Genomic DNA, 13,873 nt, shown 5'->3' with positions numbered 1-13,873 from the left:
CAGACGGTTTTGCCGTTAGAATAGAGCAGACGAAAGCGGGTCATGATTGAAAAATTCCTGTTCCCCGTTTTCGGCAGCGAAATGGCAACGGCAAAAATCCAAACCCTCAAGGGACGTGGGACGGGAATTGATTTTCGTAATTGGGCATGGTATAATTTTTTACACTGTTACTGAGAATGAGATAAAGAATAAAGCAATCCTATTAAAATGTTTAAGGAGACTAGCTATGAAAAAATTATTACAGCTTCTGGTGAGATGATTGGTATGATTGACCATAATAAAGAAATAGAAAGGTTCGTAAAACAACTGGATATTGAATCTTGGAATGATATGGAACAGTGGAAATATGCAGATAATGCACCAAAACCCAGAGACGTTGGATGCCAAATTGTTAAATTTATGTTATCAAGGGATAGTAATAAAATAATCCTTTTAATATAAAGAAAACGCCTCCTATATAGACAAAACCTATCTATATAAAAGGCGTTCTTTTCATGTTAATATCAAAAAATTCTTAAATTCCCCTGAATGTAAAGGTAAATTCCAACTTAGAAGACACATCAATCAAATATTCCGGATGGGTCAACGCTCCCCAGCTGTCGTCCCCGGCTATGCCCATCTGCTGTGCAGACACCCGCACCACCGTGTAGTGCACCTGGGGCAGCTCATAGGGATGCATGGCATTTTCCAGCTCGTGGGGCGTGTAGGGCAGTGCGGAGAAATTCATATGATCTCCGGCAAATAAAATCCCTCTGCCTTTCCTGTCTGTCACCTTTCCCCAGCGGACATTTGTCTTATTGCCGCACTCCTGAGGAACCAGGTACTCTGCCATATTATCCATTACCTTATTTTTATAAATTCCAAGCTTTGCACCCTTCTGCCTGTCCGCATAAGTTTCCGCTGGGCCATTTCCGTACCACTCCACATTGTCATAATCTGCATCAAATTTAAAGATCATGCCAAATTCCGGCATATCGGAAAGTTCTTTCACTGGGTCATAAGAGAGGGTAGTCTCTATCCTGCCGTCCCCGAACACTTTATATTCCACCTGGCAGAAGGCTTCCGGGATGGTCTGAAGGCTGTAGGTATAGGTCACGGAGACAAAATCCTTTTCCTCTTTTAACACCGGATTGTCATACCATGTCCCTTCCGGCCCTTTCCGCTCTTCCCCCACCCCTTTGTGGGTTAAGTACATACTGGCAGTCTTCCACTGGGCATATCTGCCGGGCATATTATTTCCCAGGTCATTGTCCGTGGGTGCACGCCAGAAATTGGGTTTCGGTATGGCCTGTATCAATTCTTTCCCCGCATATCGGTAAGACGCCAGCCCTCCGCTAAGCTCAGAGAATAAAACGTCAAAGTTTTCTCCCCGGACGCCGATATTATTTTTCCCCCGAATAATGGTAAAGGGTTTCAGGGGAAGGGGCGCTTTCACCACCTTTTTCACCACACCCTGGCCAAATGCCGCTTCATGGCCTGCTTTTGCCCACAGGGTATCCTCCTTTAACACAAAGGAAACCGTAAGGACGTACTCACCCGGACAGGAAGGAATCTCAAAGGGCAGGGGATAGGATTTTCTGCTCTCCGGCGCCACGGAAACCTCTAAGCTTTTCCTCTCAATCACCTTGCCGTCAAGCATCAGCTCTGCAATGCAGGCAAAAGTATCCGTATTTACAAAGAGATTTTTATTCCACACTTCAAACTCCGTTTTTCCTACGGAAATAGAGATATTCTGGTAGTCAAATTTTACCTCCTGCATTTTCGGGGAGGGATTTCTCTCCCCGCCGTATACAATGCCGTTGCCGCTAAAATTGTAGTCCGTGGGACGCTCCCCGAAATCTCCTCCGTAAGCTAAAAACCACTGGCCGTAACGGTCTTTTTTATAAATGGACTGGTCAATATAATCCCAGATAAAGCCTCCCTGGTAAGCAGAATTTTCTTCATCCGCCAAATCCGTATATTTGTGCAGGGCGCCGCAGGAATTTCCCATGGCATGGGAATATTCACAGCAGATAAAAGGTTTTTCCTGGCTCTCTAAATATTCTTTAATCTGCTCCACAGAAGGGTACATCTGGCTTTCCATATCGGAACTGCCGTTGTAACTTCTGTCATGGAACACACCTTCATAGTGCACCAGCCTTTCCGGGTCAAGTTTTCGGAACAATTCCGACATCTCAAAAATTGTCTTCCCTCCGTAGGACTCGTTGCCGCAGGACCAGATTAAAACAGCGGGATGGTTTTTATCCCTCTGGTAACAGGAATTTACCCGGTCAAGCATCATAGGCTGCCACTCTTCTTTATCCCCGGGCAGGATAAAATCTTTCCCCGCCACACCTCGGATATAGGCGTCCCAGGTTCCGTGGGTTTCCATATTTGCCTCTGCAATGAGATAAAGCCCGTAACGGTCACAAAGGTCGTAGATATCCACGCCGTCGGGATAATGGCAGGTGCGGATGGCATTGATATTGTTCCTTTTCATGGTCACAATATCTTTTAAAAGTTCCTCATATGTCACATGCCTGCCAGACACGGAGCTGAACTCATGGCGGTTTACCCCCTTAAACACAATGCGCTTTCCATTTAAGAGCATACGGTTGTCCTTCATCTCAAACTTTCGGAATCCCACTTTCTGGGTGATAAACTCCAAAACCCCCCCCTCTTCTCCCAGGGCTTCTATCTCAAAATCGTAAAGATATGGGTCTTCTGCGCTCCACAAATGAGGGTTGTCTATATTTTCCTCCGCCTTTACCAAATCTCCGGCAACAATGCTCTTTTCAAATAACACCTTTTCCCCGTCCCTTAAAGTAAGCTTTAAAGAACCCTGGCCTTTTAACTTAAACTCCGCCGAAAACTTAGCTTCCCTCAAATCCTCTCCAAACAGTGTCTGAATCTTTATGTCCTCCACATGAAGAGAGGGAACGGCATACAGAAACACACTGCGGTAAATGCCGGAAAAACGATAAAAGTCCTGGTCTTCACACCAGCTGGAGGAAGTCCACTTAAACACCTGAACTGCCAATTTGTTTAACCCCTCTTTTAAATAAGGCGTCAATTCAAAATCCGAAGGGGTAAAACTGTCCTCGCTGTAGCCCACAAACTCTCCGTTTAGCCACAATGCCATCCCGCTTTCCACTCCCTGGAAGGAGATGCGAATTTCTTTCCCTTTCATATGGGAGGGAACTTCAAAATATTTCACATAGCTTGCCACCGGGTTAAATCTCTCCGGTATCTCCCCCGGCACTAAATCTTCCCTTCCGTCCCAGGGAAACTGGGTGTTGGCGTACTGGGGAGCATCATATCCCTCCATCTGGATGTGGGCGGGCACAGAAATGTCATCCCACACACTGCAGTCATAATCTTCTGCCTGAAAACCGGAAATTACAGCCTGGTAATTTTTCGCATAATGGAACTTCCACACGCCGTCCAAATAAGCTGTAAGAGAGCTGTCCCCCTGGAACAGCTCTCCTTTATTTCCATAAGCTACGTGGGCAGAATGAGCTGGAAGTACATTGTCCTTAAAGTATAAAGGGTCTTTCACTTTACTATAATCGAACTTTGCCATAATCATATCCTCGTATTTCTTATGAATTTATTTTGTTTTACACAAGACTATTTTACCGCACCGGTAATACCTTCTGCAAAGGATTTCTGCAGGCAGAAGAATACAATGGCGGTAGGCAGTGTACAGATAAGCACCGCAAGCATCAGCATACCGTAATCTGTCACATACCCCTGGGTCAGGTTTGCCACTACCATAGGCATGGTCTGGCTCTCTGCGTCAGTCATAATAACCTTGGGCCACAGGTAATTGTTCCAGGCGTTCATAAAGGTGATGGTCATTGCCGCAGCATAAGTGGAACGCATGGTGGGTATAAACATCTGGAAGAAAATCCTTATCTCCGATAACCCGTCAATCCTTGCCGCCTCAATAATATCGTGGGGAAAGGACCTGGCGCTCTGCCGGAACATCATAATCAAAAACGGCGTGGAAACCGTGGGAAGTAAAAATCCCAGTGTGGTATTCAAAAGGTGTGCTTTGGAAAACATCCGGAACAGAGGTATCATAGTAGCCACGAAAGGAACCATCATAGCTAAAAGAATCACGCTCATCACCGCATCTTTTGCCTTGTCATGGAAAATCTCAAAACCGTAACCTGCCAGGGAGCAGATAACCAGAGACACAAATGTAAGGATAATCGCATACTTAAAGGAATTTAACATTGCGCTTCCCACATTTTGGGCAGCTATAAGGTTCTTAAAATTCTCAAAGAGGTACGTGCCCGGAATCAAACGTCCCCTGGTAACATCCACACTCTTATTGGTGGCGGCAATTACCATCCACAACAGAGGAAAAACCGATATAATGGACATTAGTATCAAAAAAGCATACATGAAAAATTTTCTACCTTTAGTCACGTTTATCACCTACTTTCATCTGAATAAATGCCAGGATTGCAACCAGAATCAATATCAGGAAAGACATTGCCGCCGCATATCCGAAGGTGGGCACATATTTAAAGGACATATTGTATATGTAATGGGACATGGTAATGGATGCATTGGCAGGGCCGCCGTCTGTTAAGTTTACGGACTCGTCGAACAGCTGCAGTGTTCCGTTGGTGGACATAATCGCTGTGAGAAGAATCGTAGGCTTTAACAATGGCACTGTAATCTTAAAGAATGTCTGAACGGGACTTGCTCCGTCAATTTTTGCCGCCTCATATACGGAATACTCTATGTTCTGCAGGCCGGAGAGGTAAAATACCATGTTGTATCCGGTCCACCGCCAGAGAAGGCCGATAATAATGATAATCTTAGCGCTTGTGGCATGGGTCAGAAAGGAATAGGGCGTACTCAATATTCCAAGGTTTACAAGCACCAGGTTCACAAGACCGTCATTGGCAAACAATGTACGGAAAATAATAGCATATGCAACCAGTGATGTGGCGCAGGGCAGGAAAATCATGGTGCGGAACAATCCTTTAAACCGAAGCTGGCGGTTGTTTAAGATAGACGCCAGAATCAGCGCCAGTACCAGCATTATAGGTACCTGGATAATCAAATAAAAAAATGTATTCTTAATGGACTGGGTAAATACCGTATCCGTAAACATTCGTGTGTAATTTGCAAATATGGGGGCTGCTGGCTTCAAGTCATTTCCTTTTCCCATTTTAAAGGAAAGCAGAAACGCCTGTATCATGGGGATAAAACTCATGAGAAGAATCAACAGCGCTGCCGGCGTCAAAAAAATCCAGCCGGTTAAATTGTGCTTTTTGTCTAAAGACATTTTACTGGATGGCTTACTCAAAATAACTCCCTCCTTCTCTCATTAAACATGATAAAACTCCTTTGGTAAAGGGGCAGAAACTCTGCCCTCCGTGTAAATTTCACGGAAAAAGAGGTAATCGGGCAGGGAAAAATTTTCCCTGCTCGTGCGCCGGGGCAGGCTGCGTCAGCAGCATATTCCTTTCTGCCCCGTGTGCATAAAAAGGGAACGGCCCGGCAAGAACCGCTCCCTCATAAAATCCTCTATGGATAATCTTGGAAAATTTACTGCATCTGGTTATTTACAGTGTCAGATGCTGTCTTTAACTCGGCGTCAATATCTCCGCCGTTAATATAATTTGTAATTGCCGTTGCCACAGCGTCACGTGCTTCGTAATAGTACACTCCGGTGATATTGGAAGGTACTTTTGTGGAGAAATCTACAATCTTGGAAGAGATTGCATCTCCGCCGAAGAACTCATCCGGCTGAGCATATGCGTCTGAATCTCCTGCCGGAGCATAAGTAGCCAGAGCGCCGCAGCTAATAATATTGTCATACAGCTCTGTGCTTCCTGCGAAAGTGCTTGCAAGGAAATCAAATGCCAGTTCTGTGTCTTTGCAGTTGGAAGTTACTGCCCAGGAGGAACCGCCGTTGTTGCTGTAGTTGGTAGCGCCCTCTGCCCCTACAAGGCTTGGCATATTGGTAATAGCCCATTTTCCGGACTGGTCTTCTGCTGTCTTAATGGAAGCCATAATCCAGCATCCGTTGATGGTTCCTGCAACTGTCTCGGAAGTCATGGAAGAAATGTACTCATCCCAGGAGTTTACCTCGATTAACACACCGGAATCTTTCATCTCTTTGTATGTCTCCATAACGATTTTTAATGTAGCATTGTCCTGGATATTTGCTGTTCCGTCCTCGTTAAAGAGGGAAGCACCTGCGGACTGCATCATCATCATGATAAGGTCGCACTCGCCGGCCTGCATGGAAATTAAGGGTTTGCCCGTCTTTTCCAAAACTTTCTTGCCGTTTTCAATGTACTGGTCAAAAGTGATATCTGTGAAATCGTCAATGGTAAATCCTGCCTCCTCCAAAATGTCGGTACGGTAACATGCGATAACTGCACCGTTATCGAAGGGAACGCCGTAGTTCTTTCCGTCTACTACAGAGTAAGCTGTCTTACCTGCCGCAAACTGGGAGAAGTCAACTCCGCTGTTAGTCAGATCTGTAAATGCATCCGGGAAGGTCATAACATTTTTCTGGAATGCGTTGTCCTGCACCAGCATAATGTCCGGAAGGGTATCTAACGCATTGGAGGTAGCCGCCGTGGTAAGCTTGGTCTGAATGTCTTCCCATGGGGTCTCGATAACGTCTACTGTTACATCAGGATGGTCTTTCTGATAAACCTTAGCAGCTTCTTTCATGGAGAAAATATTAAATGCCGGGTCCCAGCACCATACGGTAAGGGTTTTTCCGCCTTCGGAAACTGCTGCATCACTGCCTGCTGCTTCTGAATCCGCTGCACCGTCGTCTTTTGCCTCATCTCCTGCATCATCTTTTGCTGCGTCTGTGTTTGTGTCACCGCTGCCGGAATCTCCGCAGCCTGCCAACATAGTTGCTGTCATTGCTCCTACCATTAAAAGGGATAATAATTTCTTCTTCATCTTTTTTTGTCCTCCCAAAAAAATTTGTTAAAACATCAAGGTACGCATTTGGCCAAATGCTGTTGTGTGTTTTGTACACATTTGTCTTGTTCCTTTTTGTTTATATGTGCATTATACCTATTCTTCTGCTATAATTGTCTTTATTATCAACCATAAAAAGAGCATATCTGTCCATTTTAGTGGACGAATATGCTCTTTTTCCAAATTCCATTGTGTAATATTACAAATAAAACCAGTGATTACCATCCCTTCTTTGCAGAAACCCTGGCATTTAAAAGTTTTCCCTGGTAAGCGTCGCTGTTTTTCTTATACTGGTAGGGGGATGTCCCCACAATTTTTCTAAAATTCCGGTTAAAAGTTGAGATGGAGATATAGCCTGCACGCACCGCAATTTCCCCCATGGAAAGATTGCTTTTTTTCATTAAATCACAGGCCTGGCGCACCCGCACCAGATTCAGATACTCCATGGGGGTCATATTCATAGACTCCACAAACAGCCTGCGGAAGTGGGTTTCACTGAAACTGCAGGCATCCGCCAGCTCCTTTAACGTAATGGGCTCCATATAATGCCTGCTGATATATTCCAAAGCGCTGGAAATCTGGTAAATACCCCCCCCCTGTACTTTTTCCATCGTCTGGTTCTCCCCGGTATCATTTCTTGCAATGGATATCAGGGCCGAGAGAAGCATCCCCCGGATACTGTCCCTTGCAAAACTTTTTTTTACCCTGCACTCATCCATAATCAGCCGGACCAGGGTCACAAGCTGGGAGTTTTCCCCAGGCTGATACACCTTTGCCTTTTTATTTACCTGTTCCATAATCCTCTGGACAAAAAGCTGGTTCTCCGGATACAGATCTTTTAAGATACTCTCCGGGTCAAAAAAGAGATATTCCCAGTAGCTTTTTGTATGAAGGCGGCTGTTGGTGGTATGGGGGCAGTTTACGGGAATCACCGTAAGCATTCCCGGCTCGTAAGGCACCGTCTCCTCGTCCACAACCACTTCCCCCTCCCCGTCTATGCAGTACCCAACCTCTAAGAGATTGTGAAAATGAAGTTTTGCAATGTCATTGCCGTACTCCCTAATCCAGCTGTTCCCCAAAAGAGCCAGCACAATCTCCCCGTGGGGAATCTCATAGTACCGAAACTCCATTTCCTGTCTTTTTTTCCCTGGCATACTTCCTCCTCTTTGCCCTTTCGCCTTTGTCCTATTTTACTAAAGATAAAAACATTTGTCCAACAGATTAAGTGAAAAGGACCGCTGCCTGTATGGGGATACAAGCGCGGCCCTTTTCCTTTGGGTTATAAATTGGGGTGTATATAAAAAATTTGGAAGAGAGGTATAATAACTACCTGCAATTATATTCTAATACAGAGAGTACATCAAAAGTACACCAAAATATCACAAAATGATACGAAAATTACACAATACCAAATTTTTTATCCCTTTACCGCCCCTGCAACCATACCTTTGATAATCTGCTTGCTGAACGCAAAGTACAGGACTACTACAGGCGCCATGGTTGTGAGCATTGCAGACATAATCTTAGGGTAATCCGAAGCAAACTGGCCCTTAAACATGGTCATTGCAAGGGGAACTGTCTGAAGCTTCACATCCTTAATTAAAACCAGGGCAAAAGAGAACTCATTCCAGCAGGAAAATGTCTGGATAATTGCAATGGTCACAAGGATAGGTTTTGCCACGGGAAGAATAATGGAAAAAAGCGTTCTGGTAAAAGAACTTCCGTCTATGGCAGCAGCTTCCTCAAGCTCCACCGGGATGGCCTTTATAAATCCCTCCGCAAGGAACACCGCAATGGGCATTCCAAATGCCACGTAGGGGATAATCAAAGTAAACCACTGGTTTCCAAGCCCTGTCTTGTTAAACACCACATAGATAGGCACTAAAAGGGAGTGTACCGGAATCAGCATTCCCATTAAAAACATTACATAGAGAAGCCTGTTTCCCTTAAATTTAATTCTGGAAAGAATATACCCCACAATAAATCCAAACAGCGCAATGAAAAATATGGAAATCACATTGGTGCGCACGCTGGCCCACATGTGTAGGACGGATTTTGCGGACATTCAAATAAAAAAGAATGTGGAGGTAACAGACAATGGCAAAGACGATTTTTGAGGAACTGGGCGGCAAATACGAGCGGCAAGGAGATTACTTAATACCGTGCTTAACTGTACCCGCCGAAGAAGAACAGCCGATAGGCACATGGGGACAGCGGCATTTGGACTATCTGAAGCAATACCGAAGGGTTACATACATCAATCTTCTCACAAGCGGCAGGCTGAACACTTATCTTGCCGACATCAACAGGCAGGCGCAGGAACGCTTTGAAAGGCTCATAGAGGGCATGAAACAGGCACAGGGCATAACAGAACGTCTAAAGGAAGAAAACGCCTTAGAATGGACAGGGCGGCTCAATAACATAAGGGCTTGTGCGAGGGAGATTGTGAACGAGGAAATTATTTATAGTTAGACGTTGATGGCGGTAGAGAGAAATCTTTGCCGCTTTTTATTGACTTCCAGACACATGTGTCGGAAAGTAGGGCTGCTTATGAATAAAAGAGGACAAGAAACAAGGAAACATATAAAGAAATGTGCATGTTCTTTGTTTGCAGAAAAAGGCTTTAAGCAAGTTACAATGAAGGATATCTGCGATGCGGCGAAATTAAGCAGAGGCGGGCTATATTGCCATTACGAAAGCACACGTCAAATTTTTCAAGAGATTATTGATGATATGACAAGTGAGCAGGATAATGAGATTGATTTAAGGATTGAACAAAATTGTTCGGCAGTGACTATTTTGGATGAAATTTTAAACAAGTATGAGAATGAAATGCTTGACAGCCAATCTTCATTAAGCATAGCAATATATGAGTATTTTAGTATTCGTGATATTGCAAATCAGAGCAATACGCTATATGAACAATATTTAATTTCAGCAAATACATGGAAGAAGCTAATACAATACGGAATGGACAGGCATGAATTTAATGAAGTGGATATTTCTGCGGTATTTGATTTAATTGTGTTCTCGTATCAAGGGGTAAGGATGTACAGTAAACTTATGCCTATGGATAAAGAAACACCTTCCAGAATCATAAAAGAAATAAGAAAAATATTAGTGAAAAGCGGCAGTAATAGCGATATTGCTTAAATATTTAACATGAATAAAAACGCATTATTATTCCTTGCAATTCATGCGAAAGGTGGTGTGAAAGATTTGAAATTGAAAATTATTGGTAGTGGCGGCATGTCAATTATTCCGAGTTCATTTTGTAAATGTAAAATTTGTGAAGAAGCCAGACGAAAAGGCGGCAGGTATGAACGGTTAGGACCAAGCCTGTATATTGACGATATAAAAATGTTGATAGACACACCCGAAGATATTGCGGTAGCCTGCAACAGACAAAGAATATCGGAAGTGAAGCACCTTTCCATTTCCCATAGTGACCCAGACCATGTCAGGGGTATTCGGATTGTTGAAAAGATAGGCTGTGACTTTATTAAAGGAACGAGTATGCCTATTGGCTTTTATGCTCTTCCAGAGGTCATTAGAGATATAAACCAAATGAACCGTGACTGCTTTAAATATTATGGTGACGTTCTTCATTGTATTTCTGTTAATGAAACACCGCATATAAAAATAGATAATATTGACATAGACTTAATCAACAATAACCCAAGCCGAAATATCACTTTTTATGTTCTGAAAGAGCATGAAAAAAAGGTTATCTATGCCTGTTGCAATCCGAAACCTTTTGCTCATAATGACTTATATTTTGATGCAGATATTTTGATTATAAGCATGGTTTCTGATGATGGAATATTAAATGATGGAACGAAGCTTATGGATACGCCTTTGAAAGATGAAATATTCACTTTTGATGAGGTTATAGAACTGAAAAACTATTATAGAATCAAGAAGATTATAGTTACACATATTGATGAAATATGGGGAAAATCATATGGCTATTACAAGAAACTTGAAAAAGAACTTGATAATATCTTATTCGCTTATGATGGCATGGAAATCATGGTTTGAAAAATTAAATTTTATAAAGTGGAGGAATGAATGATGGCATATGAAGAAATACGGCTTGTAAAGCCGAGTTTAGGATTGAAAGATAAAGCGCTTGAATATCGGCAGGAGCATTTTGATTTTGGAGAACAGATAATCAATGGGAGTGAATTATTTGATAAGATTGCTTCTTATGAGGAATGGCTTAAGAAAGTCATTGCCAATTCAAGTACGGAGACTGTTGACCCTAATTGGGTTTTAACAGATACATTTTTTGCAGTTAGAATGTCAGATAATAAAATTGTTGGCATTGTTGATTTGAGGTATCAATTAAATGATTTCCTAAAAGATTTTGGTAATTGTGGATATAGCGTAAGACCGTCAGAAAGAAGAAAAGGGTATGCTACTGAAATATTAAGACAAATATGTTTGGTTGCGAGAAAATACGGTCTGAAACAGTTGCAGTTATCAGTTGAAAAGGACAATGCTGCTTCAATAAAAACAATCGAGAAAAATGGTGGGAATTATTGTAGGAGCTTTACTTTTGATAACGAGGAAGCATATGTATATTTGATAAATCTTTGAGGAGGATATTAGTCGTGTTACATAAAATAGAATGGGTATATTGTCCTATATGCGGAAACAAAACCCGTAACAAAATCAGAGAGGACACCATTTTAAGAAACTATCCTCTTTATTGTCCGAAATGCAGACAGGAAACATTGATTGAAGTAACAAATTTGAGGATGACAGTCATCGCAGAGCCAGACGCAAAGACGCAGAGCCGATGAACTTGTGAAATAAAATCACAGTTCGTTGGCTCTATTTTATTTCATAAGGTTTTAAGGCAAACGTCCACCATATAAAAAAACGGTGTTTTGGTGGGCGGTATTGCTATGCCCGAAAAGACTTAACAGACACTCTCCAGACCTGTTTAAAAGTTTGGAGGGATTTTTTTATGTTCTTTTTTCGGGCAGTGATCTATCTGCTCATGCAACGCAGATTTGACTTATACATAGCATATCGGGGATTTGCAGGAAGCCAGTTAAAAAAATCCCTGCTTATGCAACGCTACTTCTCACCATGAAACCAGAAGTAGAATCTCCACTTAATAGAACATATATCTCCTATAACCGTAGAGGTCACAGAACCTTTGCGGTTTTTCTTTTGTCGTTTTTTATCGGAATGTGCCGCAGGGCTGTTTCCGCTGTTGGCTGTCGTTCGCCGCCTATCCAATCTGGATTTTTACATTTTTAAAAATTCGGATTGGAGGAAATAAGGAATGGCATATAACCACGGACGTGAGGACAGGAAATGGCGTATCTGGAAAGAAGCCGAGGAAAAAGTGCTGCGTGAGCATGGCGTTGATGAAGCGGTCATTGAGCAAATCCGCATGGAGGACAGGGCAGATTTTAATTCCAACAGGAGGTTTTACCGATGGACGAGCGACTTCGGCGAATACCTTGAGGAAATGGCGGACGCTGAACAGCAGGCAGAGCCGAATAGCGTTGCGGACTTATTGGACGAGATTGAAGACGAGAAACTGTATCAGGCACTTCTTACGATGGACAAGCATACCCTGCTCATTCTCCTGCTGAAAATGCAGGGGTATTCCACAGGGGAGATTGCGGCAATGGCAGGGCTTACCGAAAGGGCGGTCTACAAACGCCTTGAACGGCTTCGTAAAAAATTAAAGCCTATTTTTTATCCTTTCGGGGAAATTTAACCATTTCCACGGGCTATTGGGTGGGAGGGCAATCCTCCCGCTCAATTTTTTTCGGGAGGAAAGGAAATGGCATACGGGGCAAAGACATACACGCTTCGGGAGGAATCCACGGAAAGCGGCAAAAGATATTTTATCAGCTTTAAGGACGGGCAGGGGGAACACCACGAGATAGAAGTGTCCGAGAAACTCTTTCTTGAATTTCGACAGATGGAAAGGAGGAACAGAAACCTTCAGCAATGGAACCAGCGGCACAGGGAGTTTAACGAGGTATGGGATGAAACCCTTTACAGACGGGCATTGCGTGTTCCCAAAACGCTTGATGAAAGAATGATTGAAAAAGAACGGAATGAGATATTCGCTAAAGCGGTTGCCCGACTGCCAGAGATACAAAGGCGGTGAAAACGGTACTATATTACCATTTGATATAAAAGATAGCAGAACAATTTTTTATGAAAATGATATGTTGGGCGTTAGTGAGTTGAAGGAGAGCCTAAAACGGTTTTTGGTCGAAATTGATTATGGAGTAGACTATTCAGATAATCCGATTTATACAGCATATAAATTTGGTAATCTATTGAAAATGTCAAATGGAACAGAAAAGGAGACGGAAATTAAGCTATTATTGGACATTTTAGATTCTATTTCTGATTTACAATCTGAAACAAATATAAATATTTCGGAAAACACAGGGGTTATTAGTATTAATGAAGAGTATACAGTTAGCGAATTTGTAAATGAATTAAAACATGTAGATAAAAATAAAGTAGCAGATGAATCGCTATATAGAAATAAAATGAGAGTATATGAACTGGCTAAAGAGTGGAATACATACAGCAAAGTTATTGTTGCCGTTGGAGACTTGTTAGGGATAAAATTAAACAGTTCTCAATCTAGTCTTGAAAAGAGTGAAATCCAAAGAATTGCTAAATATATTTGTGATAATCAATAAATTAAGGCGGTAGTTGAAAGGACTATCATCTTTTATGTATCATGGGCATTGCCCTGCTTGTGCCAAGAAGATACAGAGGGAGCGTGGGATTGAGGGAAAACGCAGGAGCAGGGAGAGAAAAAGACAGGTATGTATTGAACTGTCCGCAAAAAATGACCGGGTAGTGTAAATAAGTTTGTGTTTTTGGAAATAAATGGCTCCTTTTTGGTAAGAATTAGGATATGCAAATT

15 protein-coding genes and 1 pseudogene are annotated in these 13,873 nt (G+C 42.6%); 10 read left to right on the top strand and 6 right to left on the bottom strand.

Annotation, left to right across the window (positions count from 1 at the left end):
* Nucleotides 1-207 precede the first annotated feature (207 nt).
* A complete protein-coding gene (locus D7Y06_RS06375) occupies nucleotides 208-441 on the top strand; it encodes a hypothetical protein (RefSeq protein WP_120406989.1) in 234 nt (77 codons plus the stop codon).
* 73 nt (nucleotides 442-514) lie between these two features.
* On the opposite strand, the gene D7Y06_RS06370 is transcribed toward D7Y06_RS06375, so the two are convergent.
* The 6 genes from D7Y06_RS06370 to D7Y06_RS06345 all read right to left on the bottom strand — a co-directional run bounded on the left by D7Y06_RS06370 (nucleotide 515) and on the right by D7Y06_RS06345 (nucleotide 8,992).
* Entirely contained in the window at nucleotides 515-3,562 is a 3,048-nt protein-coding gene (locus D7Y06_RS06370) for a glycoside hydrolase family 2 TIM barrel-domain containing protein (RefSeq protein ID WP_120406988.1), read from the bottom strand.
* A gap of 47 nt (nucleotides 3,563-3,609) precedes the next feature.
* A complete protein-coding gene (locus D7Y06_RS06365; protein ID WP_120406987.1) occupies nucleotides 3,610-4,392 on the bottom strand; it encodes a carbohydrate ABC transporter permease in 783 nt (260 codons plus the stop codon).
* 16 nt (nucleotides 4,393-4,408) lie between these two features.
* Entirely contained in the window at nucleotides 4,409-5,287 is an 879-nt protein-coding gene (locus tag D7Y06_RS06360) for a carbohydrate ABC transporter permease (protein WP_120406986.1), read from the bottom strand.
* A gap of 263 nt (nucleotides 5,288-5,550) precedes the next feature.
* Nucleotides 5,551-6,930 carry an ABC transporter substrate-binding protein gene (locus D7Y06_RS06355; RefSeq protein ID WP_120406985.1) on the bottom strand — a complete coding sequence of 460 codons (1,380 nt, stop codon included), beginning with the start codon at nucleotides 6,928-6,930 and terminating at the stop codon, nucleotides 5,551-5,553.
* A gap of 239 nt (nucleotides 6,931-7,169) precedes the next feature.
* On the bottom strand, nucleotides 7,170-8,105 hold the full coding sequence (locus D7Y06_RS06350) for an AraC family transcriptional regulator (RefSeq protein ID WP_120406984.1): 936 nt from the start codon (nucleotides 8,103-8,105) through the stop codon (nucleotides 7,170-7,172).
* Between the two features lie 263 nt (nucleotides 8,106-8,368).
* Nucleotides 8,369-8,992, bottom strand: coding sequence for a carbohydrate ABC transporter permease (locus D7Y06_RS06345; RefSeq protein WP_243119133.1), 624 nt, complete (start codon nucleotides 8,990-8,992; stop codon nucleotides 8,369-8,371).
* Between the two features lie 56 nt (nucleotides 8,993-9,048).
* Between D7Y06_RS06345 and D7Y06_RS06340 the strand changes: the two genes are divergently transcribed.
* The 9 genes and pseudogenes from D7Y06_RS06340 to D7Y06_RS25870 all read left to right on the top strand — a co-directional run bounded on the left by D7Y06_RS06340 (nucleotide 9,049) and on the right by D7Y06_RS25870 (nucleotide 13,812).
* Complete coding sequence (locus D7Y06_RS06340) at nucleotides 9,049-9,423, top strand: TnpV protein (protein ID WP_120406983.1); 375 nt, start codon at nucleotides 9,049-9,051, stop codon at nucleotides 9,421-9,423.
* A 78-nt stretch (nucleotides 9,424-9,501) separates the two neighbouring features.
* Complete coding sequence (locus D7Y06_RS06335; protein ID WP_120407072.1) at nucleotides 9,502-10,104, top strand: TetR/AcrR family transcriptional regulator; 603 nt, start codon at nucleotides 9,502-9,504, stop codon at nucleotides 10,102-10,104.
* Nucleotides 10,105-10,170: 66 nt separating this feature from the next.
* Nucleotides 10,171-10,992 carry an MBL fold metallo-hydrolase gene (locus D7Y06_RS06330; RefSeq protein ID WP_120407071.1) on the top strand — a complete coding sequence of 274 codons (822 nt, stop codon included), beginning with the start codon at nucleotides 10,171-10,173 and terminating at the stop codon, nucleotides 10,990-10,992.
* Between the two features lie 30 nt (nucleotides 10,993-11,022).
* Nucleotides 11,023-11,553 (top strand): GNAT family N-acetyltransferase, encoded by a 531-nt coding sequence (locus D7Y06_RS06325; RefSeq protein WP_243119132.1) that lies wholly within the window; start codon nucleotides 11,023-11,025, stop codon nucleotides 11,551-11,553.
* A 14-nt stretch (nucleotides 11,554-11,567) separates the two neighbouring features.
* Complete coding sequence (locus D7Y06_RS06320; protein WP_120406982.1) at nucleotides 11,568-11,759, top strand: cysteine-rich KTR domain-containing protein; 192 nt, start codon at nucleotides 11,568-11,570, stop codon at nucleotides 11,757-11,759.
* A 491-nt stretch (nucleotides 11,760-12,250) separates the two neighbouring features.
* Nucleotides 12,251-12,694, top strand: a complete 444-nt coding sequence (locus D7Y06_RS06310; protein ID WP_120406981.1) for an RNA polymerase sigma factor — start codon at nucleotides 12,251-12,253, stop codon at nucleotides 12,692-12,694.
* A gap of 66 nt (nucleotides 12,695-12,760) precedes the next feature.
* Nucleotides 12,761-13,090, top strand: a pseudogene (locus D7Y06_RS06305) (sigma-70 family RNA polymerase sigma factor); the annotation flags it as partial.
* Nucleotides 13,091-13,196: 106 nt separating this feature from the next.
* Nucleotides 13,197-13,643 carry a translation initiation factor IF-2 N-terminal domain-containing protein gene (locus D7Y06_RS06300; RefSeq protein WP_158591276.1) on the top strand — a complete coding sequence of 149 codons (447 nt, stop codon included), beginning with the start codon at nucleotides 13,197-13,199 and terminating at the stop codon, nucleotides 13,641-13,643.
* 13 nt (nucleotides 13,644-13,656) lie between these two features.
* A complete protein-coding gene (locus D7Y06_RS25870; protein WP_158591274.1) occupies nucleotides 13,657-13,812 on the top strand; it encodes a hypothetical protein in 156 nt (51 codons plus the stop codon).
* Nucleotides 13,813-13,873: the final 61 nt, after the last annotated feature.

Origin of the sequence: Roseburia sp. 1XD42-69 (assembly GCF_003612565.1) — a bacterium.
GTDB lineage: Bacteria > Bacillota > Clostridia > Lachnospirales > Lachnospiraceae > Roseburia_B.
Note: the sequence above shows the minus strand (reverse complement) of the source record. Positions and strands in the feature narration are given on the sequence as shown.

Coding starts and splice junctions, on each gene's coding strand:
- D7Y06_RS06375 (WP_120406989.1), top strand. CDS start 208: ATGTTTAAGGAGACTAGCTATGAAAAAATTATTACAGCTTCTGGTGAG.
- D7Y06_RS06370 (WP_120406988.1), bottom strand. CDS start 3,562: ATGGCAAAGTTCGATTATAGTAAAGTGAAAGACCCTTTATACTTTAAG.
- D7Y06_RS06365 (WP_120406987.1), bottom strand. CDS start 4,392: ATGTATGCTTTTTTGATACTAATGTCCATTATATCGGTTTTTCCTCTG.
- D7Y06_RS06360 (WP_120406986.1), bottom strand. CDS start 5,287: ATGTCTTTAGACAAAAAGCACAATTTAACCGGCTGGATTTTTTTGACG.
- D7Y06_RS06355 (WP_120406985.1), bottom strand. CDS start 6,930: ATGAAGAAGAAATTATTATCCCTTTTAATGGTAGGAGCAATGACAGCA.
- D7Y06_RS06350 (WP_120406984.1), bottom strand. CDS start 8,105: ATGCCAGGGAAAAAAAGACAGGAAATGGAGTTTCGGTACTATGAGATT.
- D7Y06_RS06345 (WP_243119133.1), bottom strand. CDS start 8,992: ATGTGGGCCAGCGTGCGCACCAATGTGATTTCCATATTTTTCATTGCG.
- D7Y06_RS06340 (WP_120406983.1), top strand. CDS start 9,049: ATGGCAAAGACGATTTTTGAGGAACTGGGCGGCAAATACGAGCGGCAA.
- D7Y06_RS06335 (WP_120407072.1), top strand. CDS start 9,502: ATGAATAAAAGAGGACAAGAAACAAGGAAACATATAAAGAAATGTGCA.
- D7Y06_RS06325 (WP_243119132.1), top strand. CDS start 11,023: ATGATGGCATATGAAGAAATACGGCTTGTAAAGCCGAGTTTAGGATTG.
- D7Y06_RS06310 (WP_120406981.1), top strand. CDS start 12,251: ATGGCATATAACCACGGACGTGAGGACAGGAAATGGCGTATCTGGAAA.